This window comes from Anaerosphaera multitolerans, assembly GCF_004006535.1.
Classification (GTDB): Bacteria; Bacillota; Clostridia; order Tissierellales; family Peptoniphilaceae; genus Anaerosphaera; species Anaerosphaera multitolerans.
This window is the reverse complement of sequence record NZ_RLIH01000005.1, coordinates 115,776-139,431: the sequence shown is the minus strand read 5'-3', so window position 1 is coordinate 139,431 and position 23,656 is coordinate 115,776. Positions and strand designations below refer to the sequence as shown.

The 23,656-nt window shown below is 31.2% G+C and carries 21 protein-coding genes, 1 tRNA gene and 2 other annotated features; of the genes, 16 read left to right on the top strand and 6 right to left on the bottom strand.

Going from position 1 to position 23,656, the window contains the following annotated elements:
• Positions 1-21: 21 nt before the first annotated feature.
• Positions 22-579: a GerMN domain-containing protein gene (locus tag EF514_RS05260; protein ID WP_127724382.1), complete on the bottom strand. Its 558-nt coding sequence runs from the start codon at positions 577-579 to the stop codon at positions 22-24.
• A gap of 127 nt (positions 580-706) precedes the next feature.
• On the opposite strand from EF514_RS05260, the gene ftsH reads away from it, so the two are divergent.
• Positions 707-2,560 (top strand): ATP-dependent zinc metalloprotease FtsH, encoded by a 1,854-nt coding sequence (gene ftsH, locus EF514_RS05255; RefSeq protein ID WP_127724381.1) that lies wholly within the window; start codon positions 707-709, stop codon positions 2,558-2,560.
• Between the two features lie 39 nt (positions 2,561-2,599).
• On the opposite strand, the gene EF514_RS05250 is transcribed toward ftsH, so the two are convergent.
• Positions 2,600-3,319 carry a purine nucleoside phosphorylase YfiH/LACC1 family protein gene (locus tag EF514_RS05250; protein WP_127724380.1) on the bottom strand — a complete coding sequence of 240 codons (720 nt, stop codon included), beginning with the start codon at positions 3,317-3,319 and terminating at the stop codon, positions 2,600-2,602.
• 15 nt (positions 3,320-3,334) lie between these two features.
• Positions 3,335-6,124, bottom strand: a complete 2,790-nt coding sequence (locus EF514_RS05245; RefSeq protein WP_127724379.1) for a transglycosylase domain-containing protein — start codon at positions 6,122-6,124, stop codon at positions 3,335-3,337.
• Positions 6,125-6,236: 112 nt separating this feature from the next.
• Between EF514_RS05245 and hflX the strand changes: the two genes are divergently transcribed.
• From hflX to nadE, 3 genes are read left to right on the top strand one after another with little or no spacing between them, the layout of a single operon-like run.
• Positions 6,237-7,535, top strand: coding sequence for a GTPase HflX (hflX, locus tag EF514_RS05240; protein WP_205666373.1), 1,299 nt, complete (start codon positions 6,237-6,239; stop codon positions 7,533-7,535).
• Positions 7,528-8,163 carry a YigZ family protein gene (locus EF514_RS05235; RefSeq protein ID WP_127724377.1) on the top strand — a complete coding sequence of 212 codons (636 nt, stop codon included), beginning with the start codon at positions 7,528-7,530 and terminating at the stop codon, positions 8,161-8,163. Before hflX ends, EF514_RS05235 begins: the two co-directional genes overlap by 8 nt.
• Positions 8,164-8,186: 23 nt before the next feature.
• Positions 8,187-8,900: an NAD(+) synthase gene (gene nadE / locus EF514_RS05230; RefSeq protein ID WP_127724376.1), complete on the top strand. Its 714-nt coding sequence runs from the start codon at positions 8,187-8,189 to the stop codon at positions 8,898-8,900.
• A 6-nt stretch (positions 8,901-8,906) separates the two neighbouring features.
• Here nadE and EF514_RS05225 read toward each other — a convergent pair whose 3' ends face one another.
• Positions 8,907-9,893 (bottom strand): threonine ammonia-lyase, encoded by a 987-nt coding sequence (locus EF514_RS05225; protein ID WP_127724375.1) that lies wholly within the window; start codon positions 9,891-9,893, stop codon positions 8,907-8,909.
• A 127-nt stretch (positions 9,894-10,020) separates the two neighbouring features.
• Positions 10,021-10,250, top strand: a binding site (T-box leader).
• 35 nt (positions 10,251-10,285) lie between these two features.
• On the opposite strand from EF514_RS05225, the gene EF514_RS05220 reads away from it, so the two are divergent.
• The 9 genes from EF514_RS05220 (at position 10,286) to EF514_RS05185 (ending at position 18,446) form a co-directional block, all read left to right on the top strand.
• Positions 10,286-11,260 carry an ABC transporter substrate-binding protein gene (locus EF514_RS05220; RefSeq protein ID WP_127724374.1) on the top strand — a complete coding sequence of 325 codons (975 nt, stop codon included), beginning with the start codon at positions 10,286-10,288 and terminating at the stop codon, positions 11,258-11,260.
• A 57-nt stretch (positions 11,261-11,317) separates the two neighbouring features.
• Positions 11,318-11,557: a binding site (T-box leader), on the top strand.
• A 50-nt stretch (positions 11,558-11,607) separates the two neighbouring features.
• Positions 11,608-12,570, top strand: a complete 963-nt coding sequence (locus tag EF514_RS05215) for an ABC transporter substrate-binding protein (protein ID WP_127724373.1) — start codon at positions 11,608-11,610, stop codon at positions 12,568-12,570.
• Positions 12,571-12,581: 11 nt separating this feature from the next.
• Complete coding sequence (locus tag EF514_RS05210; protein ID WP_127724372.1) at positions 12,582-13,451, top strand: ABC transporter permease; 870 nt, start codon at positions 12,582-12,584, stop codon at positions 13,449-13,451.
• A 42-nt stretch (positions 13,452-13,493) separates the two neighbouring features.
• Entirely contained in the window at positions 13,494-14,267 is a 774-nt protein-coding gene (locus EF514_RS05205) for an ABC transporter ATP-binding protein (protein ID WP_127724371.1), read from the top strand.
• 219 nt (positions 14,268-14,486) lie between these two features.
• Complete coding sequence (locus tag EF514_RS05200) at positions 14,487-15,107, top strand: carboxymuconolactone decarboxylase family protein (RefSeq protein WP_127724370.1); 621 nt, start codon at positions 14,487-14,489, stop codon at positions 15,105-15,107.
• Between the two features lie 43 nt (positions 15,108-15,150).
• Entirely contained in the window at positions 15,151-15,312 is a 162-nt protein-coding gene (locus EF514_RS10800) for a hypothetical protein (protein ID WP_164845549.1), read from the top strand.
• A 506-nt stretch (positions 15,313-15,818) separates the two neighbouring features.
• Positions 15,819-16,499 carry a response regulator transcription factor gene (locus tag EF514_RS05195; RefSeq protein WP_127724369.1) on the top strand — a complete coding sequence of 227 codons (681 nt, stop codon included), beginning with the start codon at positions 15,819-15,821 and terminating at the stop codon, positions 16,497-16,499.
• Entirely contained in the window at positions 16,496-17,830 is a 1,335-nt protein-coding gene (locus EF514_RS05190; RefSeq protein ID WP_127724368.1) for a sensor histidine kinase, read from the top strand. The genes EF514_RS05195 and EF514_RS05190 overlap by 4 nt, the downstream gene beginning before the upstream one ends.
• 121 nt (positions 17,831-17,951) lie before the next feature.
• The gene (locus EF514_RS05185; RefSeq protein WP_127724367.1) at positions 17,952-18,446 is read left to right on the top strand and encodes a hypothetical protein; all 495 of its coding nucleotides are present in this window, start codon (positions 17,952-17,954) and stop codon (positions 18,444-18,446) included.
• A 375-nt stretch (positions 18,447-18,821) separates the two neighbouring features.
• Here the strand turns inward: EF514_RS05185 and EF514_RS05180 are convergent.
• Positions 18,822-18,908 (bottom strand) — tRNA-Leu (locus EF514_RS05180).
• Positions 18,909-19,026: 118 nt separating this feature from the next.
• Here EF514_RS05180 and polA point away from each other — a divergent pair.
• Both polA and coaE read left to right on the top strand, forming a co-directional pair.
• Positions 19,027-21,681, top strand: coding sequence for a DNA polymerase I (polA, locus tag EF514_RS05175; RefSeq protein ID WP_127724366.1), 2,655 nt, complete (start codon positions 19,027-19,029; stop codon positions 21,679-21,681).
• The gene (coaE, locus tag EF514_RS05170; protein WP_127724365.1) at positions 21,668-22,264 is read left to right on the top strand and encodes a dephospho-CoA kinase; all 597 of its coding nucleotides are present in this window, start codon (positions 21,668-21,670) and stop codon (positions 22,262-22,264) included. The genes polA and coaE overlap by 14 nt, the downstream gene beginning before the upstream one ends.
• A gap of 88 nt (positions 22,265-22,352) precedes the next feature.
• Here coaE and EF514_RS05165 read toward each other — a convergent pair whose 3' ends face one another.
• Positions 22,353-22,901 (bottom strand): biotin transporter BioY, encoded by a 549-nt coding sequence (locus EF514_RS05165; protein WP_127724364.1) that lies wholly within the window; start codon positions 22,899-22,901, stop codon positions 22,353-22,355.
• A 209-nt stretch (positions 22,902-23,110) separates the two neighbouring features.
• On the opposite strand from EF514_RS05165, the gene EF514_RS05160 reads away from it, so the two are divergent.
• Entirely contained in the window at positions 23,111-23,653 is a 543-nt protein-coding gene (locus tag EF514_RS05160; protein WP_127724363.1) for a TetR/AcrR family transcriptional regulator, read from the top strand.
• Positions 23,654-23,656: the final 3 nt, after the last annotated feature.

The window sequence follows — 23,656 nt, the reverse complement described above, 5'->3', positions numbered from 1 at the left end:
ATGACACCGCGAGGTGTCATTTTATATTTCAGATTCAATTCTTTTACTTACGTCAAAATGTCCCATTAAAGATTGAACTTCCTCACCGTCAACGGTAAATAGAACACCATCAACTAAAGGTTTCTCATTTTCAGTAAGTGAAGTTAAAGTAAAAAAAAGTGTATTTATTAAAATATTTTCGTCTAAGCTTCCACCTGAAAGATTTTCGGAATTAAAGTCCACATAGGCGGTACTATCTTCTACTTTAATGGAATTAACTTGAATTTTTTTAGGAATGGCAGGATAGTACTTACCGTTATCTGTGTCCTTTGGAGCTTCCTTTAAATCATCTATAAGAACTTCAAATATTTCATCAGTGGAATCAAAGACAATATCTCTTAGACTTTCAAACTTATTTTCTTCATTTCCATTAACAATGTAATCTTCAGTAGGATAGTATAAAGTTATTTTATAATTTGCCTTTTCTGTGGTATTATTACTAGTGGACTCTAATTTATTTTCTTTGGAACATGCTGTAAAAATAAGTGTAAATACAAACAAAATAGATAGGGTGGAAAATACTTTTTTATAATTATTCATAATCAACTCTCCTTGTAAAATTTACAAATGATGGTTTGGATTTATAATAGGGTATTTATAGATTATACTATTATATCAATTAAAACTATAGTATAATTTTTATTTAATTGAAAGGAAGTGATAATGATTGGCGAAAGACAACAAAAGAAAAGATGGAGATAAATTAAAACTCATATATTATATAGTTGCTATAATTTTGATCTTTGCCGTACCTTTTGCATCTTATAACACAAAACTTAGAGGTACCGAAGAGGTTATAGAAACTGGATATAGTGAATTTAGTAAAGCTGTTAAAGAAGGAAGAATTAAAAACGTCACTATATTTGATAAAAAAGTAGAATTTGAAGCAGAAGACTCCAAAGGTGAGGTTAAAAAATATAAAGCGGCAAGAGTTCTTGAAGATTTGGCTATAGTAGATAAATTAGATGCGACCAATGCTGAATATAAAATGGAATTTACTGAACCGATGAATCCTTTTCTCTCCATTATCTTACAGATGTTAAGTACTTTTATAATGCTTTTTGCACTTTGGTACTTCTTATCTAAGATTTTAACTAAAAAAATGGGAGACGGTGGCGGAGTTGGTCCAATGAGTTTTGGTAAATCCAATGCTAAAATTTATGTGGAATCAACAGATGGAATTACTTTTAAAAATGTAGCAGGTCAAGATGAGGCTAAAGAGCAGTTGACGGAGATTGTAGATTTTCTTCACAATCCAAAAAAATACAGTGCTATAGGAGCTAAACTACCAAAAGGTGCTTTGCTAGTAGGACCTCCGGGAACGGGTAAGACTTTACTGGCTAAAGCAGTTGCAGGAGAAGCAAAGGTTCCTTTCTTTTCAATATCAGGTTCAGAATTTGTAGAGATGTTTGTTGGGTTAGGAGCTGCGAAGGTAAGAGATTTATTTAAGCAGGCCCATGAAAAAGCCCCATGTATAGTCTTTATAGATGAAATAGACACTATTGGGAAAAAGCGTGATGGTTCCGGACTCTCAGGTAATGATGAAAGAGAACAGACTTTAAATCAATTGCTTTCTGAGATGGATGGTTTTGAAGGAAATGACGGGGTAGTTATTTTAGCGGCTACTAACAGACCTGAATCTTTAGATCCGGCTCTTTTAAGGCCTGGTAGATTTGATAGAAGAGTTCCAGTTGAGCTTCCGGACTTGTTAGGTCGTGAAGCGATTTTAAAAGTTCACGCTGAAAGAATTAAGAAGGATCCGGATATTGATTACAATGCCGTTGCTAGAGCAACAGCAGGAGCAAGTGGAGCAGATCTTGCCAATATGATTAACGAGGCGGCTTTAAGAGCAGTTAGAGAAGGTCGAGACAGTATGACTCAAAGAGATATTGAAGAATCTGTGGAAGTGGTACTGGCCGGATATGAAAAGAAAAATGCGGTTATATCTCCAAAGGAAAAGGAAATTATTGCTTACCACGAAGTAGGGCATGCAATTGTTGCTGCTAAACAGACAAATTCAGCGCCTGTTCATAAAATAACTATAGTTCCGAGAACCAGTGGAGCTTTGGGTTACACTATGCAGGTAGATGAGGAAGAGAAATTCCTTATGAGTCGAGAAGACTTGTTTAATAAAATAGTTACCTTAACTGGTGGGCGTTCAGCTGAAGAGTTGATATTTTCAATTAGAACCACAGGAGCATCAAATGATATTGAGCAGGCTACAAAACTTGCGAGAGCTATGGTTACAAGATTTGGAATGAGTGAAGAATTCGGATTTGTAGCTATGGAGTCAGTAATAAATCCATATCTTGGAGGAGATACCTCGCTAAACGTTTCACCGGAGACAGCCAAGAAAATAGATGATGAAGTTCAAAAAATTGTAGAGCAGGCACATGAAAAGGCAATTAACATAATTAGGGAAAATATAGATGCTATGCATGAAATTTCAAATTATCTATTACAAAAAGAAACCATAACCGGTGAAGAGTTTATGGAGATATTAAAAAAATATGATGAATAAAAAAATCTCTTGATCTTTGATCAGGAGATTTTTTTATTTTTAAACTATCATGGTGATAATTGCATTTAATCCATAATTGATTCCATCTCTTCTAGCAGAGTGAAAAGAATTATTTGAAAATGTGAAATCTTTAGAAACTTCAATATTTTCCATAGGGATTCCATATTCCAAAAGTAGAGATAAATTAGCTGCCTTTAAATTTAAATTAAACTTCTCCTCATTTTTCCTAGAAAAGAAATCATCACGACTTTTAAATGAGGAAAAAGCATCATAAACCTCACTTCCAACTTCATATAATTCAGAATCAATAGTAGGTCCAATGAAAGCAAAGATATTTTCTCTTTTAGAACCGTAATCTTTAACTAACTTATTAATGGCAACTTGGCTTATTTTAGTTGAAGTTCCTCTCCAGCCTGAGTGAAGACTTACTTGAACTTTATTTACCGCATCAAATAACACTACTGGTGTGCAGTCGGCAAATTTTATTAACAGTGCCGTTTTACTCTTATCTGTAAGCAAACCGTCTACATCAAAAATAATTTTTCCGTAGATAAAGTCCTCTCCCTTTTCAGCAACAGCCACCTTGTTACTATGAATTTGTCTAGCTGTATAAATAATTGATGGTTTTAAGTTAATTTCTATTAAAAAGGAATTCATATAATCTTTAATTTTATCTTTAGAATTTTCATATTTAAAATTATATTTTGCGTTTGCAATATAATTTTTTAAGCCCATAGATTCTAAAAGTTTAGAGTTCATATTATCACCAAATTTTTAATTATTACTTTCTTTTTCATACCATTCTTCAGAGTGGACATTGCAATAGAGTTTAGGAAAATATTCATAATCGTCAGGGTATAAATTGGAATGTTCCGACGCTTTATAGGAACCTTCTCTTTCAAAGAGTATCTTATATTCGACATCTTCTTTAGGACAATATTCTCCTGCTAATCTGCTGCTTTCATTACAGATTAAAAGTTTTTCATGCTGCTTGCAATACTTAGTGGGTTCAGTACCTTTTTTAAACATTTCCACATAGCCCTCTCCGGCCTCTTCACAAAGTGTTGAACCTAAGTTTCCGCTTTTTTGACAGATATATTTTTCAACTATTTCATCAGATTTTTCAAATTTTTTAAACTCTATATCCGAACTTGACTTGGAGGATATATTTCTAAATAACAGTGCCATGATTTTAGGTTCCGCATTTAGTTTAACTTTTGGAGAATCACAACCCATCCAAGTGGAAATAGTATATTTTGAATTAAATCCTGTAAACCATAAATCGGAATTTTCTTCATTTATTCCAATTTCGCCGGCAGTATCAATATTTTTAAGTTTTGCTCCTTTAGCAAAGCCTCTAGTCACATTAGATCTAAGGGCATCTTCAATTAAGTAACAATTAATGGGGTCAAACTTTTGATCTGCACTTGAAAGATTATAGTTGTTTACTATTTCAGTTCCGTTGGCATCTTCTATTTTGATAACAGAACTGATCTGCTTAGTATCACCTTTGGAAGCAATAGTTCTATAGGAAGAAGCGGCTTGAATGTTAGTTATTCCTCTTTCCATATTTCCAAGAACTAGACTGTTAAAGTTTTCATCATTTTTTTCTTTGTTTTCTTTTTGACTGACAAAGTTGTCCTTTAAAGGTTTATCATCATTTATAATACCTAAATCAGAATAAGTGCTTTTTATTTTATCAATTCCGAGATTTTCGGCAATTTTCACAGGTACAACACTGGAATTATTTTCCAAAGCCATTCTAATAGTCAACAATCCTTTAAAACCCTTATAATCATTTATAGGCCACATTTCACCATCATTGTTATAAATTGGGACTTCATCAGTAACGCTTCCCAAAGTATATTGATTTTCAAGAGCTGTTAAGTATACTAAAGGTTTTAAAAGCGAGCCTGGAGATCTAACAGAATCAGTAGCTCTATTAAAAATTTTAGCCGCCTTGTTATTAATGTCCAATCCGCCAACAATAGCTTTTACATAGCCGGTATCATTTTCAATTACAATGGAGGAAGATTGCGGTTGTAAAGTAGGCTCACTTTCATAGGAATAATATTCTTTAGATATTATTAAGTTACTTTCATCATCTATTTTGTAAAAATCACCATTGTTTTTAAAATAATTGTGATCAATTATAATATAATCATTTTTTTCCTGAAAGGCTTCATCAGGTAAATTTAAGAAACCTATATTATAAGTCTGCAAATTTTTATTGTCATTGATTTCATAAAGGTCAATTATATCTAACCTTTTACTTGCAGTATTAAAAAGTTTTCTACTAATTGAAAGGTCACCTTTGGAATTTAAATTGTAATTGTCGGAATCTATAGTGAAATTAAAGTCTTCATCAAAGAAATTATCTCTTTTGAAATAAACTATTTCTCCGTTGTCATCTATAATGTTGTCATCTGAATCTTTAGAAATTGACAACCCGTAAGCCCCCTGATTAGAAGAGGTATTATTATTTAAAAAGCTAGGAAAATCGGAATAAATATCTTCTAAACTTCTTTGTATTTCCTCATCAATAGAGGAGTAAACTTTGTAACCGCCGGTAAATAACTTGTGTTCTGCTTCATCGGCAGAAATATTATAATGTTCAGCTAAAAGTCTTGATGCTTCAGCTTTAATATAGTCAGTTGAATAGCTACTCATACTATGAAATTTTTTAATTCCGGGATTAAGAGAAGCTAAAGTATCAAAGGACATTGCCTCCTTGTATTGCTTTTCATCAATATAATTAAGTTCAAGCATTTTATTTAATACGATTTCCTGTCTTTCAAAAGCTTTAGTATTTAGGATTAAGTACATTTGCTCTCCGTTGACGTCTCTAGTAGCTATAAAGGGTTCATTATTGTAGGAATCCTTTGGAATTCTCTTAAAAGGTGGATAAATAGTAGGAGATTTTGCTATTCCTGCCAAAAGTGCACATTGAGCCAGATTTAGATCTTGTACATCTTTTGAGAAATATGTTTGGGCAGCGGCCTCTACTCCATAGGCTCCCTGACCTAAGTTAATTCTATTTAAATAGGCTTCTAATATCTCATCTTTATTTAATACAGTTTCCAAATGTAGGGACATATACGCCTCTTGAATTTTTCTACTTAAACTTTGCACATTGGTTAAGTATACGTTTTTTACAAGTTGTTGAGTTATTGTAGAGCCTCCTCTGACAACTTTACCTGCTGATATATTGTCTAAAACAGCTCCTAAAATTCCTCTAATGTCCACACCTTTATGGTTAAAAAATCTTTGGTCTTCAATTGCCACAAAGGCATTTTTTAAATCCTCAGGAACTTTTTCCAAAGGGACCAAAGTTCTGTATTCTACTGATTCGATTTTTTCAAGAAGCTTGCCATCTCTATCGTATATATAAGAGGTTTGATCAAAGCTGCTCGTTAAATCTTTAAAGTCGGTATTAGGAGTTTCTGAAAGTATACTTAATATAATTGAAGCTACAAAAGTTCCAATTAAAGTAAGAAATATTAAGAAGATCAATGAAACAAGTTTTAACTTGTCTTTTTTGTCTAATTTTTTTATCTTTTCCATGATTACCTCCGAAGACAATTATACCATTTTATAAATCTAATTACTAGAAATAGCTAATTAGGCGGTCTAAATATAATTTGAAACCCTTTGAACTTATTTGTATAATAAGTATATGGAAATGATAAAAGAAAATGTAAAAGAAAGAGTAATAATTGTAGGAACGGATTTAGGTGCATATCCTCATAGTTTAGAATCTTCTATGTCTGAATTAGTTGAATTGGTAAAAGCTGATGGTGCGGAGGTAGTTGGAGAAATAACACAGAATTTGGAAAAATTTTCTCCGAAATTTTTAATTGGTTCAGGTAAGGTTAATGAAATTAAAGATATGATTCCAAAGTTAGAAGCTAATGCAGTGGTTTTTAACGATGAGTTATCAGGGGTACAGCTGAGAAACTTAGAAGATGTATTTAATAATTTTGAAAAATTTGATAGAAAAATAAAAGTTTTAGATAGAACAAACTTAATTCTTGATATTTTTGCCCTTAGAGCTACTACCTATGAGGGAAAACTACAGGTTCAACTTGCTCAGTTAAATTATCAGCTGCCTAGACTTATAGGAATAGATGGCTGGTCCAGAACCGGTGGGGGAATAGGTACGCGTGGACCAGGAGAGCAGATAATTGAAACAGACAGAAGAAGACTTTTAAGAGAAATCGATACTATTAAAAGGAAATTGAAGAAAGCTCAAAAAAATAGAGAGTTGACCAGAAGCAGAAGAATGGAGAACAAAATTCCCATAGTTTCTCTTGTAGGCTATACTAATGCGGGCAAATCCACCTTATTAAATAGACTTAAAATAAGTGATTCAAAAGAAGTCTTTGTTGAAAATATGCTATTTGCAACTTTAGATCCAAATTCAAGAAGAGCACAACTTCCAGATGGAAGAGAATATATTGTCTCTGATACGGTGGGTTTTGTGTCAAAATTACCGACAAAGTTAATAGAGGCATTTAAATCTACTCTTGAAGAAATAAAATATTCTGATTTGATTTTACATGTTATAGATGTTTCAAGTGAGGACATGGAGATTCAATATAAAACCACTATGAAAATTTTAAAGGATTTAGAGGTGGATCTTGAAAAAGTTGTAAATGTATTTAATAAAAGTGATAAAGTAAATATTTCCGAAACTTTAGTATCTCCTAAAATAGGAGGGGAAAAAGTCTTTATATCAGCTAAAAACGGAGAAAATTTAGATAATCTTTTAAAGATAATAAGTGAGAGTTTGCCTGTGAAATTAAAGAAAGTGAAAATGAAAATAGGATATGAAGACTCCAGCGTATTATCGGAAGTACTGGACAATCATAAGTCTGAGCACTTGGAATATTTAGATGATGGAGTTCAATTAACTGTTACTTTATCCATTGAGGAGTATAATAGATTTAAAAGGTATGTGATTTCAGATGTATAAGACAATATTAAAAGATGGATATGATGAGTTTATTGAAAGGAAATCTAAATTTATAGGTTATGCTTTTAAAGTGGAAAGTGAAGAAGAAGCTTTAAATAAAATAGATGAAATAAAGAAAAAACATAGAGATGCCACTCATAATTGTAGTGCATATATTATAGGTGAAAAAAAATTAATACAAAAGTATAATGACGATGGTGAACCATCAGGTACAGCGGGGATTCCAATGCTTGAAGTGCTAAAAAAAGAAAATTTAACCAATGTATTGGTAATTGGAACAAGATATTTTGGTGGAATTATGCTTGGAGCCGGGGGGTTAGTAAGAGCATATACAAAGTCTGCGAAAATTGCCATAGATAGCGGAATAGTAGTTGAAATGTTTACTTTTGAAAAAACTTCCATAAAGTATGACTATACTTTTCATGGTTCAATAACAAATATTTTAATAAAAAAAGGATACAAAATTTTAGATGAAATTTATACAGATAAGGTTGAAATAATAGTTCATAATAAAGTTGGAAATAAAGAACTTAAAAGTGATTTAATGGAAGAAACGGGAGGAACTGTTGAAATAAAAATTTTGGAATTGGTGGATTTGCCAGTTTTAAAAGGGAAGATAGTTTATTAAAGTTGTTAAAGTGGAGGATTAATATGATAGATCCAATTGTTAATTGGTTAAAAGAAAAAGTCGAAGAAACGGGTTCAAGAGGACTTGTTTTCGGATTGTCCGGCGGGATTGATTCTGCGGTGATAGCTGGACTCGCTAAAAGGGCATTTCCGGGAAATTCATTAGGCTTAATTATGCCCTGTGAAAGTTTAAAAGAAGATGAAGAGGATGCAAGACTAGTGGCAAAATCTTTAGATTTAGAAATAGAAAAGGTTGACTTAACAGAAACTTACAGGACTCTTTTAAGAGATTCCTTTACAAGTGAAAATAGAATGGCTAAGTCCAATATAAAGCCCAGACTTAGAATGACAACTCTTTATTATTATGCTCAAGATAGAGGGTATCTAGTATGTGGATCGTCAAATGCCTCTGAATTTTACATTGGGTATTATACTAAAAACGGAGATAGCGGCGTGGACATTCTTCCTTTAGTGGATTTTTTAAAGGAGGACATTTTTGCCATGGCAAGAGAATTAAATATTCCACAGCAGATAATTGATAAAAAACCTTCAGCAGGTCTTTGGGAAAATCAAACTGATGAAATGGAAATGGGTTTTAGTTATGAGCAGTTAGATGCCCATATTAAGGGAGAGAAAGTTGAGGAGGAAGTGGCTGAAAAAATTGAATATATGCATAGGGTATCAGAACATAAAAGGAAATTTGCAGCTATGTATAAAAGAATAAACTCAAATATTTGAGTTTATTTAAAATTCATTTTTATATTCATTAAAAATGTCTAAAATTAATTTTGCATTTGGATTTGCTCCCGATAAAATCAAGGCTATATTTTTTCCTTTAAGGGAATTTTTATATTTATTAAATGCAGCAACTACCGTGGCACTTGAAGGTTCAACTATCATAAGTTCCTTTAATCCCATATAGGCAGTTGCTTTTCTTATGTCATCTTCCGAGACCAATAGTACATCGTCTAAATATTTTTTACATATTTCAAAGGCGAGAGGGCCTACTCCTCCTATTAAAGATTCACAAATGGAATCTTCAGAAGAAAAGCTTTCATAGCAGAAATTATCCTCCAAAGATTTTTTCATAGCAGGACAAGCTTCAGTTTGAACTCCATATACTTTTATATTTGGATTACTTTGTTTTGCAGCAATACATATACCGCCGACTAATCCTCCTCCACCCAGAGGAGCTAAAATAGTGTCAATAGTTCTATTCTGCTCCAGTATTTCTAAAACCATAGTGCCTTGACCGGCATAGATGTAGGGATCATTATAATAGGAATCTATTAGAGTTAAATTATTTTCATTAATATACTTCATTCCCAATTGATGAGCTTCATCATAGTTATCTCCCATAAGCAGTATCTCGCCGCCGAAGAATTTTATTTTATTTATTTTAGCCTCACTGGTATTTTTAGGAACAATAATAACAGCTCTTTCTATTCCCAACAGTTTTGCGCCATAGGCTACTGATGCTCCGTGGTTACCGGAGGATATAGTGGCAACGCCTGATTTTGTTTCAATTTCATTTAAAGAGAACATTTTATTTAATGCACCTCTAATTTTAAATGCCTTTATCTCTTGAACTGTTTCCAGTTTAAAAAATACATTTTGATTTTCAGATGAAAGATAAATAGATTGAATTAAAGGCGTTTTATTAGTATAATTTTCAATTCTAAATTTGGCTTCCTCTATCATTTTTAAGTTTAAACCTTTGAAATCTTTCATTTCAACACTCCTATCTATAATATATTTTATGTTACCATATTTAAACTATAAATAATATGAGAGGATTTTACAAAAATCAAAAAATCTCTTGACAATTAACATATTTAGAAGTATGATATTAAAAATTATAAAAGCTTTGATAAAGAGAAAGACATTGAAGACCATTTTAGAGAGTCGGGTGTGGTGAAAGCCGATATGGAAATAGATGTGTAATATTCACTTTTGAGCTTGATAGTGGAAATTTAGTAAGCTGTCACGGATGCCACCGTTATTCAGGCTAGGAATTTATTGATTCTGAATTGAGGTAATCTTTTGATTATAAAATTAGGTGGTACCGCGAATAACTTCGTCCTATATGGATGAAGTTTTTTTTATTTTAAGGAGGAAAAAGTATGAAAAAGAAATTGATAGGTTTGTTGTTAGTTACTTTACTTCTAGTAGGCTGTTCTGGGAAAAACAATGAGAATATAGAAACTACTTCTCAAGATGAAGTTTATAAAATCGGAATTATAAAGTATATGGATCATATATCCCTTGATGAAGCAAGAGAGGGCTTTATAGAAGAGATGGAAAAAAACGGAATAGAAGTTGAATATATAGATAAAAATGAAAATGGAGATATTTCATTAACAACAGTAATACCTGAAAAAATGAAGGATGAAGACGTGGATTTAATTTATGCCATAGCCACTCCTGCAGCTCAAGGAGCTAAGAATAAAGTGAAGGATATTCCAATAGTATTTTCAGCAGTAACGGATCCTGTAAAAGCGGAATTAGTAGAGTCCATTGAAAATCCTGGTGGTAATGTAACAGGAATTTCAGATTATATAGATGCTTCAAATCAAATAGATGAATTTTTAAAGTTATATCCTGAGGTAAGAACTTTTGGAGTACTTTACAATTCGGGAGAACAAAATTCTGAAGTACAAGTTGAAGAATTAAAAGAAATACTGGAGCAAAAAGGATTGGGGCTTGAAATGGTGGGAGTTAGTACAATAAATGATATACCACAGGCTATTGCTTCTTTATCAAATAAAATTGACGCTTTATTTGCCCTTACTGATAATACAGTTGCAAGTGCAGCGCCAATAGTGTCTGAAAATCTTTTGAAATATGGAATTCCAAGTATTTCAGCAGAAGAAGGACAGGTTACAAACGGTCTTTTAATGAGTGAAGGTGTGAACTACAGAAGTCATGGAGCACAGGCTGCAAGAATGGCAATAAAGATTTTAAAGGGTGAATCTATTGGGAACCTACCGGTGGAGTATAACGAATATAATTCAAAAAAAGTAAATGAAACTACAGCAAAGGCTCTTAATTTAGATTTGAATCATGAAATTTTTGAAAATGCTGAATTTGTAAAATAATAATTAAATATTTCTCTTGACTTTAAATTTTTGATATACTATAATTCAATTAATTTAATAAAAGCAATGCAGAAGAGAAAGAAAACAAGGTTTATTTAAAGAGAGTCAGGGTTGGTGAGATCTGGCACTAAACAGTTTTGTAATATACACTTCTGAGCTTATCTATTGAATTATAGTAGGTAGATACGGAAGCCCCCGTTAACGAAGGATAAGGATTTGTTGATCCTGAATGAGGTAATCTTTTATTTGATTATAAATTAGGGTGGTACCGCGTAAGTCAAGTCTTTCGCCCCTTAGGAAACTAAGGGGGAAGGACTTTTTTTATTATTTAAATCAGGAGGAAAAAGATGAAAAAAAGATTAATAGTTATAGTGATGAGTTTGGCTTTGTTACTTACAGCTTGTGGTTCAAAAAATGGAAGTACAGATGACAACACTATTAAGGTTGGAATTATACAATTTAGCCAACACGTTGCACTTGATAGAGCTAGAGAGGGATTTATTAAACAATTGGAAGAAGATGGTTTTAATTTGGAATATGATATTGTAAATGTTCAAGGGGATATAAGTTTAATTCCTACAAGTGCTAAAAAATTTGAATCAGATGGAGTGGACTTAATCTATGCCATAGCAACTCCTGCGGCTCAAGGAGCAATGAATGCAGTTGAAAATACTCCAATAGTATTTAATGCAGTAACAGATCCTGTAAAGGCAGAACTAGTTGCTTCAAATGAAAAGCCGGGAGGAATTGTAACAGGTGTTTCAGATTATTTTTCCATAAGGACTCAATTGGAAAACTTTTTAGAAGCTTTTCCGGAATCAAAAAGTTTGGGAGTACTATACTCTACAGGTGAAACTAATTCGGAAAGCCAAGTTAATGAACTAAAAGAAATAACAACTGATTTAGGAATGGAACTTGTGGAAATAGGTGTTAACACCACTAATGATGTTCCTCAAGCTATGCAGTCCTTAACTAAAAAGATAGATTCCTATGTGGCGATTTTAGATAATTTAGCATCTTCTTCAGCTAATATAATTTCCGAAGAGCTAATTAAAAATAAAATACCTTCTTTTGCCAGTGAAGGCGGACCTGTAGAAAATGGTATTTTAATGAGCGATGGAATAGACTATGAAAAGCTTGGCGAAGAGGCTGCTAAAATAGCAGAACAAATTAAAAACGGAGAGAATGTAGGAGATATACCTGTGGTGTTTTCTAAGGATATTACGAGAATTGTAAATAAAAATACCGCAGATAAATTGGAAATTAAAGAAGATTCAAAAATATTTGAAAATGCGGAAGTTACTGAATAAGGAGGATATGTATGGGTGGGGTTTTAATATCATCTATAGAAACGGGATTGATTTTCTCGCTGCTGGCATTAGGAGTGATGTTAACTTATAAAATATTAGATATAGCAGACTTGTCAGTAGAAGGTACATTTCCACTGGGGGCATTTATTTTCGCAAGTATAGTAACGAGAGAGTTAAGTCCTTTTTTAGGTGTTATATTAAGCTTCATAGCAGGTGCTATTGCTGGATTTTTAACTTTTATACTTTATAAAAAGTTAAAGATAGCACCAATACTTGCGGGAATATTGACTATGACCATATTGTATTCTGTAAATTTAAGAATAACAGGTAGGGCTAACGTACCTTTTACAAATCAAGAAACGATTTTTACTAAATTTGAATTTATACCTAAAATAGTTATTTTGTTAGCAATAGTATTGGTTATTAAAGCGATTATGGATTATTTCTTTAAAACAGAAAAAGGTTACTTGTTAGTAGTTACAGGCGATAATGATTCATTGGTAAAGTCGCTAGGAGAAAATCCTGATAAATATACTATGGCGGGTTTAATGTTGTCAAATGGTTTAGTTGCCTTAAGCGGATGTTTGATGTCTCAGTATCAGGGATTTGCTGATGCTCAAATGGGTGCTACTATGATTGTTACGGCTCTTGCTTCTATAATTATAGGAGATACCTTTATGAAGAAAAGTAGAAAGATTAAAATGACTACAAGGGCAATAATAGGCGCTATAGTTTATAGAATTATATTTGGTTTTGCAATAGACTTGGGCTTAAATCCGGGAGATTTAAAAGCTGCCACTGCCATTACTGTAATAATATTTATACTGTATAATAATTCATCAGCTGCAATTATGCAAAAGGTGAGCAGTTCAAAAAATTAAAAATATTGCAAGAAACTTTTTAAAATTTAAGAAGGTGTGAAAATGTTAAAAATAGAAAATTTAAATAAGACTTTTTATCCGGGTACGCCTGAAGAGCATAGAATATTTAAAGACTTCTCTTTGGAAATTGAAGCAAATGTCTGTACTACGATTTTAGGACCGAATGGTTGTGGAAAGAGTACTTTATTTAATTTAATTAGCGGAAGTATTGAAAGTGATAGTGGAAGCATTAATTTAAATGGGAATGAAATAAATAAACTGCCTGAAGAAAAAAGAGCGAGCTATATTGGGAAAGTAAACCAAGATCCGTCAAAAGGAGTTTCTCCCAGTTTAAATATACTTGAAAATATGTCCATTGCTTTAAAAAAAGGGGAAAAGTTTACTTTTAAAAAATTAATAAAAAACAATAATGTAAATATGATAGTTGAAAAACTAAAGGAACTGGATTTAGGTTTAGAAGATAAGTTAACTACGCAAGTTAAATTTCTTTCAGGAGGGCAAAGGCAATCTCTGTCACTTTTAATGTCTACTATAAAAAGACCGGATTTACTCTTACTTGATGAACATACAGCAGCATTAGATCCGAAGACATCAAAATTAATTATGGATAAGACAGTGGATTTAATAAATAGGGAAAAAATTACAACACTTATGATTACACATAATTTAAGGCATGCTATTCAATACTCTAAAAGGATAATTATGCTTAACAAAGGTGAAATCGTATTGGATGTGCAATCTGAAGATATTACTGAAGACGAGTTGACTAAATTCTATAATGAAAGAATACTTGAAAGTTTAAAATTAGTATCTTAAAAGAAAGCTTAGGCTTTCTTTTTTTGTTAAACTTTTTATAAGTATGTGTAATATAAATAATGGGTATATTTCTTATAACAGTTTTATGATAAAAATATATTTTAAAAGTAAATAAATTAGGGAGTGTAGGATTTTTAAAAGTTATATTTATTGTTCTAAGAAATAGTTTAAAAAAATATAAAATCTTAATACCCCTTTAATAATATTGAGAGGTATACTATGTTTGTAAAAGAAAATACTTTTGGTAGAAGGCTTTACAGTTTAGGAAAGGCTTATAGAAATCTTTACTATGGGATAAGAGCTATGCCTAAATTAAAGAAATTTATAAGTAGTGGATTATTAACTGAGAAGTTTAAAGAGAGGATTATGCTTGCTGTAACAGAGGTTAATGGATGCTTTATGTGCTCTTATGCTCATACGGAAATGGCTTTGGAAAGTGGTCTTAGTAAAGGTGAGATAGATAATATTTTAAACAGCGTTTTAGGGGATGTGCCAAAAGATGAACAGGAAGGAATTTTATTTTCACAATACTATGCTAATAATAGAGGAGCTGTTTCCTTAACTGCATGGGAAAAAATTATAAATGACTATGGTAAGGATAAAGCTTTGGGAATTCTTTCTGCTATACAGGTTATTATGATGGGAAATACCTTTGGGATACCCTTGGGTTCTCTAATTGCACGATTTAAAAAGGGAGATAAGTATGTTATAGATGAGAGAAGTTCGCTACCTTATGAAATTTCAATGGTGGTTTTATTTATATTGTCACTTCCAATAGCTCTTATTCATGCTATAGTTGGCAATTTATTTAATTTCTCACCTTTAGAATTTAAGGACTGAAAATTTTGTTTTTAGAGTATATAATAAGTATAGGAGGTGGATTATGAAGTTCCAGTACTTAATTGATATTGAAAGCAGAAAACTTTCAAAAACCTTAAATGAAATTGAAAAAGACATAAAAATAGTGCAAATTGCAAATAGAACTATTGTGGAAAATCTAACTTATTTTGATATATTAGTTGGATATGAAGAGAATAAGGAATAGTAAAAGGCTTGTCATAGTGTACAAGCTTTTTATCATTTTATAAGCAGAAAATTTAAATAAATATAAAGCTATTATAAGTTTAGAAAGTATGAATTTAGATGGAATAGATAAAACTAATATAAATAAGCAAATGAAAAAGAAGTCCATAAGGACAACTTTCTCAAAATCATTCATTAAGGGAGTTAAACATATGTAGCATAAAGCTAAACAATAAATACCCACACCAATAAAAGTTCAAACGTCAAATAAAAATATCTTTTAATATTTTATATTAGTAATTGTAAATAATAATTTATAAAGAATAGTTATCGTGTATTACTTTTTGAATAAAAATATGAGAAAAATAATACTAATTTTAACGGCGAAGATAAAAGGTATGCTTTAGAAATAAGAAAAAGCTATGGACAAATAGTTTAAGCTATATTAGACTGAGAGCAAGTAATCCCTAGTGATTGGAAATGGGAATATCACTTGTATGTATGCTGCTATAGTAAGGAGTGAGCTTTATGAAAATACTTGTAGTAGATGATAGCAAAGAGATTAATAAAAATTTATCTGAATATTTAAATATGGAAGGTTTTGAAACAGTTTCTGCTTTTGATGGAGAAGAAGCAATTGAGCTTTTTAAAGAAGAACTTTTTGATTTAATTCTTCTTGATGTTATGATGCCTAAAAAAGATGGATTTGAAGTTTGTCGTGAAATAAGAAAAACTTCAATGGTTCCAGTTATTATGGTTACTGCTAGAGGCGAGGACTTTGAACGGATTATGGGACTTGAAATTGGAGCCGATGACTATATAGTAAAGCCTTTCTCTTCTGAGGAAGTGGTGGCTAGAATAAAGGCTCTTTTTCGTAGAATTACGTTGCAAAATGATAGTATAAATCGCTTTACATATGACAATCTAGTAATAGATATGGATAAATATATTGTACAAATCAATTCAGAGCATTTATCGCTTACTAAAAAGGAAATTGAGTTACTATGGACTTTGGCCACAAATGCCGGCAAAGTTTTTACAAGGGATAATCTTTTAGATTCAATTTGGGGCTATGATTATTATGGAGATTCACGAACCGTTGATACACATATAAAAAGATTAAGAGCCAAAATAAATCGCTACACGCATCCAAAATGGAATATTACTACTATGCGTGGTGTTGGATATAAGTTTGAGGTGATTGAGTGAATGAAAATGTCTCTGCCAAAAAATTAAGTTTATATTTTGGGATTGTTATTATGCTTTTTGCTCTTATAATCAGCATAATATTTATGTTTTTGTTTTATAATCAAACGATAGACGTACAGACGCAGAGTTTAATTAATCGTGCAGAAATTATAGCTGATGAGTTTTCTGAATTTGAAAATAACGGAGAGAAAATGCAGGGATATGGAGCGTATTTACGCTTTATTAACAGTATAGCCGGTGCAGAAGCTTGGATTGTGGATAGACAACAAAATGTTCTTACTTCAGGAAATGGCGGCATGGGGAAAGGAACAGGTAATCGCGGTGATTCAGAAAGTATTAAGCAGGAGTTACCTGAAAATGCTCAAAATATTGTCGACAAGATTTTTGAGGGTGAAATTAATGTGGGTGAAAGTTTTTCAGATATAATGCATGAACGTACTATAACTGTGGGAGTCCCTGTATATAATGAAAAGAATGAAATAACTTTGGTAGTTCTCCTCCATACGCAGATTTCAGAAATACAAGGGGCAGCAAAACGAGGAATTTCTATTTTAATAGTAAGTATCTTAATTGGAATTATATTATCTTTTATATTGTCTGTGTTTCTTTCCAAAAAATTTACTGGTCCGATTTTACTTGAAGAAGCACAAAATATTATTCAACAGGAACAGAATCGCAAAGATTTTCTAGCCTCTGTTGCTCATGAATTGAAAACTCCTCTTACTATAGTAAAAACTTCCTTGGAAAATCTTCAGTCGAGAGATAATCTTACAGAAGATGAGATGCGGCAAAGCAGTCTACAATCTCTTATGGAAATAAATTATCTGCAACGTTTTGTAAATGATCTTTTAGATCTATCAAAGTTAGAAAATCCCGGATTTTCCATAGATATATGTGATGTATATCTATCAGAGCTCATTAGTGATATTACACGAAGCGTTCGAAGGATGGCGGAAGAAAAAGATATTGCTATTATAATAAAAGATATTCCAAACGTCAGTATACAAGGTGATTATGAAAGACTGCGACAAATGTTTTTTATTATATTGGACAATGCAATAAAATTTTCAGGTTCAGGTAGTTCTGTCACTATAGCTGGAGAAGGGTCTAGAATTTCAGTTTGTGATGAAGGTAGCGGTATATCGGAAGAAGAGCTTCCCCATATTTTTGATCGTTTTTATAGAAATGAAGAAAAGGAAAATAGGTCAGGAACTGGGTTGGGGCTTGCTATTGCAAAAGAAATTGCCGAAAGACACAAGATTTCTCTAAAAGTAAAGTCAAAGGAAAATATTGGCACCTGTTTTTACTTGGATTTTTCGAAGCTTATATAAGGACATTAAATGTCCTTTTTGATGACACTTTAATGACACATACCTTATTTATAATATAGACAACAAGTAAGATAGAAAATAAAAAATTCAGGAGGCTATTATAATGACTAAAAGAAAATCTTTGAGAAAAATTTTGATGTTGGCAATAGTATCGGTGATGATTTTTTCTATGAATGCAAATGTGTTTGCTGCTGAAGAATATTCTACACCTGCCGAAATTGTTGCGGATTTAACAGGAAGAGAAGTTGTAGATGTAATTTCTGAACGTTTTGAATCTCAAAAAACTTATGGAACAATTGCAGAAGAAGCTGGGGTATTTGAAGAATATCAAAAATTGGTTTTCCAAATAAAAAAAGATACAATCGAGCAGAGAGTGAAAGATGGAAAATTATCCAGAAATGAAGCTGACGATTTTATTAAGGCAATAGAGGATAATTTAAAAACGTGTGACGGAACAGGTAAAAACTTTTTAGGGCAAGATTATGGTATTGGTTTTGGTTCTAAGGGTAATGGACGAGGCAATTTTGGAGCAGAGCAAGGTCAAGGAGTTGGACGCGGAGCGAATTCAAAAGGACAAGGTGGTCTTGGCTTAGGTGGAGGAATATGTCAACGATAATTTAGTAATTTTATTGTGTTACTAACTATTATAAAATATAATTTATTTTTAACAGGTCCTTTGTTTTCAATGGGACCTGTTTTTTAATACGGCCATTATCATTTATAAAACAGCATAAATTAAAATTAGTCTAGTTTTAAAATTATTCATTACTAAAAAAGAAATTTTAAAATAATTTGAATTAATTTTAAATACGAGAAAGAGCACTAATTAAGGTGCCCTTTTATAATAATACATTTAAATTATAGCACACATCTTCTCTTAAAGTGTGTTACGAGTGTGCTAATAGAAAAGGAAACATAGGAAAATATAAAACTTAAAAATAAAAAATGTATTTTCTCATGATATAATCACATAGGAAAATACATTTTTACTTGGTACCGGTAGTGGGACTTGAACCCACACGCCATTGCTGGCAACGGATTTTGAGTCCGTCCTGTCTGCCAATTCCAGCACACCGGCACATTTTCTTAACTACTATAATTTACCATTATTTTTTACATAAATCAAGTGCTTTTATTTAGATTGAACTGAAATTATATCATATTTAATGTATAATTAGACGAAAGGAGTGATATTTTTGAAAGAAAGAATACTTATAATAGATGGCTCCTCTCTTTTTTTTAGAGCTTTTTATGCTTTGCCGCTTCTAAAGACAAAAAGAGGAATATATACTAATGCAATTTACGGATTTATTATGATGCTTGAAAATGCAATTGAAAAAGTAAATCCCAGTTATGTAACTGTATGTTTTGATATGAAAGGTAAAACCTTTAGAAATGAACTTTATGAAGATTACAAGGGAACCAGACAGACAACGCCTACTGAATTGGAACAACAATGGCCAATAGTAAGGGATATACTGGATAAGATGAATATTAAAATATTAGAATCTCCTATATATGAGGCAGATGACATTGCCGGTACTTTAAGTTTAATTGCTGAAAAAGAGGGATTTGAATCTATTCTCTTAACTGGTGATAAGGATTATTTTCAATTAGTTGATGAAAATACTAAGGTATTACTTACGAGAAAAGGGATAACTGAAATGGATATTATTTCAGTTGAGAGCATTGAAGAAGAATATAATATTACTCCTATAGAGTTTATTGACTTAAAGGGCTTAATGGGAGATAGTTCCGACAATATACCTGGAGTTCCCGGAATTGGAGAAAAGACGGGTTTAAAGTTAATAAGAGAATTTGGGACTATGGAAAATCTATATAGTAATTTAGATAAAATAACCGGAAAAAAATTAAAGGAAAATCTTGAAAATAATAAAACTCAAGCTTTTATGAGTAAGAAACTGGGAACAATAGTTAGAAATGTTCCTTTAGAAGTTACAATTGAAGATTTGAAAATGAAAGAACGAAATCTCAGTGAACTTTCTGAAATGTATAGAGAATATGAATTTAATTCTCTACTTGAGAGATTGCCGGAAGAGTATCATAAAGCAGATATTGAGATAACTTCTAAAGCATTATTTGAATATGAAGACAGGTCAATAGATGAATTAATTAAACTTATAGAGAATGAAAAATCTTTTGCTTTTAAATTTATAACTGACGGCAAGATCTACGAATCAATAAAGCCTACACATATTGCTTTAAAAGCATATAATAATAAACCTGTCATAATGGAAGTAAATGATAATGATATATTAAAATTAAAACCTATATTTGAAAGTAGCAAGATTGAAAAAATAGGTCATAATTTAAAAGAAGATATTATTATTTTAATGGGTTATGGAATTGTAATAGATAAGTATACCTATGATTCAAAGATTGCAGAATACCTTTTAAATTCTACTGATTCAAATTACGATATAAATAATATCTCAAATATTTATTTTAATGAAGGATATAAGGACTTAGAGGAATTACTTGGCAAAGGTAAGAAAAAAGTAGCTTTCACTGATTTAGATGAAGTGGAGTTAAAAAAATATTTTGCATTTTTCTTAAATACTGTTTATAAACTAAAGGACATACATTTAGGGAAAATTGCTGAACAGGGTATGGATGAACTATTTTATGAAGTGGAACTACCTTTAATTGAAGTTTTAAGTTCCATGGAATTTACAGGAATAAGAACTAGGAAATCCATACTTGATGAAATTGGATTTGATTTAGAAGATAAACTTAAAGAGTTAGAAAAAAATATTTATTTAGAAGCAGGAGAGGAGTTTAATATAAACTCACCAAAGAAGTTAGGGTTTATTTTATTTGAAAAATTAAATTATCCCGTTATTAAAAAAACCAAGACCGGATATTCCACTAGTGCCGAGGTGTTGGAGAAGTTACGTGGAAAGGGAGAAATTATAGACTATGTACTTGAATATAGAAAGCTATCAAAGTTAAAGTCTACTTATGTGGATGGTTTAAAGGAGCTTGTAAATGATAGCACAGGAAGGATACATTCTCATTTTAACCAGACTGTTACCTCTACCGGTAGAATTTCTTCAACAGAACCAAACTTGCAAAATATACCGATTCGAACAGAAGAAGGTAGGCTTATTAGAAAGGCGTTTTTAGCCTCTGAAAATTCTTTACTAGTTGATGCGGACTATTCTCAAATAGAGTTAAGAGTTTTAGCAAGTATCTCCAAAGATAAAAATATGTTAAAAGCTTTTGAAAATGATGATGATATTCATAAAAGAACTGCTGCGGAAGTTTTTGGTGTTGAATTTGAAGAGGTTACTCCATTGTTAAGATCTAGAGCCAAGGCTGTAAATTTTGGTATCGTATATGGTATATCAGACTATGGATTATCACAGAACTTAAATATTCCAAGAAATGTAGCCGGAGAATATATCTCAAATTATTTAAAGCACTATGAGGGTATTAAAAACTATATGGAAGAAGAAGTGGAAAATGCAAGAAAAAAAGGTTATGTTGAAACCATTTTAAAAAGAAGAAGATATATACCTGAATTAAATGCAAAAAATTACAATATAAGAGCTTTTGGTGAAAGAGTGGCCTTTAATACACCTATACAAGGTTCGGCTGCAGATATTATTAAAATAGCTATGGTAAGAGTATATAGAGAATTAAAAGAAAAAAATTATAAATCAAAACTGATTTTGCAAATTCATGATGAGTTAATAGTAGATGCACATGAAGATGAAACTGAAGAAGTAAAAGCTCTTATGAGAAGAATTATGGAAAATGCCGTGAAATTGGAAGTAAAATTGAAGGTGGATATGGAAGTGGGAAGTAGTTTGTATGATACAAAATAAGTGTATTATAGGTTTAACGGGAGGCATCGCCACAGGTAAAAGTGAAGTTGTAAAAATTTTAAAATCCCTTGGATACTATGTAATAGATTCTGATAAAGTAGCACATAGGGTTTTGGAATTGCCTGAAGTATTAAATAAAATTAAGTCAACCTTTGGAGAAGAGGTTGTGGTTAATAATAAAGTTCAAAGAAATATACTTGGCGAGAAAGTATTTGGGAATGAAGAAAATTTAAAAGTTTTAAATGAAATTACGCATCCTGTTATTATAAAGAATATTATTTTTGAAATAAACTCCATAGAAGATGATATTATATTTGTAGATATTCCATTATTAATAGAAAGTAAAGATACTTTCAAAGAATCTAATTTAAATTTCAGTTCCATTTGGCTAGTCTATATTAATAAAGATTTACAAGTGGAAAGGTTAATGGCTAGAGATGGTATTGATGAAGAATATGCTAAGAGAAAAATTTCTTCTCAGATGTCAATTGACGATAAAGTAAAGTATGCCGATGTAATTATAAATAATGAAGGCAATAGAACTAAATTAAAAAAACAAATTTTAGATCAATTAAAAAAATAAAGTATTGCTAATGAATAAAACCCCTAAATCCGGACAAGGATTTGGGGGTTTTAAAATGTCAAAATATATTTTAGATTTTAAGATTAAATTAATTAATATACAAACCGCTTTTATAAACGACTTTTTTTATTTTTCTACCTAAGATATCTACTAAAAATATTTTAATAATTGCAGTAGGAATAAAAGGAAGTACGCAGGCAATAAATGCTGTCTGTAGACTATTAGAGGTGACAAGAGAAAACATCAACATTCCAACTAAATAGTTGGCTATTGCTCCTGTAATTAACCCTAATAATAAATACAGATGTTTTTCCTTTTCTGCACCTAGTCCGGCTAACCAGGCCATAAGAGGAAAAGATATTATAAATCCTCCTGTTGGTCCTAATAAAATACCCAATCCGGAACTAAATCCGGCAAAGACAGGAATGCCAATGGAGCCCAGTAGTATGTAAATTATTGTAGCAAGAGTAGCTTTTCTAGCACCCAATATAATTCCGGCCAAAGGAATTATAAAAGTTTGTAAAGTCATAGGTACACCATAGGGCATGGGAATACTAATTTGAGAAACAACAGAAATAATAGCAGTAAAAATTCCCACATAACATAAATCTTTAATGGTTAATTTTTTATTTATCATTATAGCTCCTTTCTAAATAAATCTTTTCAAAAATATTTTAAAATAAAACCAAAGGATTGTCAAGCATAAATTTATATTAGGTTAACAATAGATTTTAAAATATATTTCCCTAAAATAAAGATTGACAAATGTAAACTTTAGATTTAAAATATTAAAATAACATTGACAGATGTAAGTTTTATTATATTAAAATCATTGGGAGGTTAATTATGTATGAAGGCAATAATCCTACAGCTGTAAAATCACAAAAAAATTTTGCGTATTCTCTTTTTAAATTAATGGAGGAAAAGCCTCTTAATAAAATCACAGTAAAAAATATTTGTGAAGAATCTAATTTATCAAGGCAGACATTTTATCAATTGTTTACTACTAAGGAAGATGTAATTAGGTATTATATCCGAGAATCATTAAGGAAGGTACAAATAGACATTGATGAAAGTTTTGAAAAAAATATAAAAGGTATGATCAAAGTTTATTTACGTTTTTTAATAGATAATGAAGATATTTTTAAGTTATTAATGGACAATAAAGTTGCTTATTTGTTTATAGAGGAATTTGCCATTAGGATTAAAGAGATAGGAAATAAAATAAACGGCGATAATTTTGGAGAGTACAGTGAATATATTGTGGCATTTGTTACCGGAGGAATTTTCAGCACAATATTTTACTGGTTAAAGTCTAATAAAGAGATAGGGGAAGAAAAATTAATTGAATTGATTGCTAAAATGTTAACATTACAAATTGAAATCTAAGGG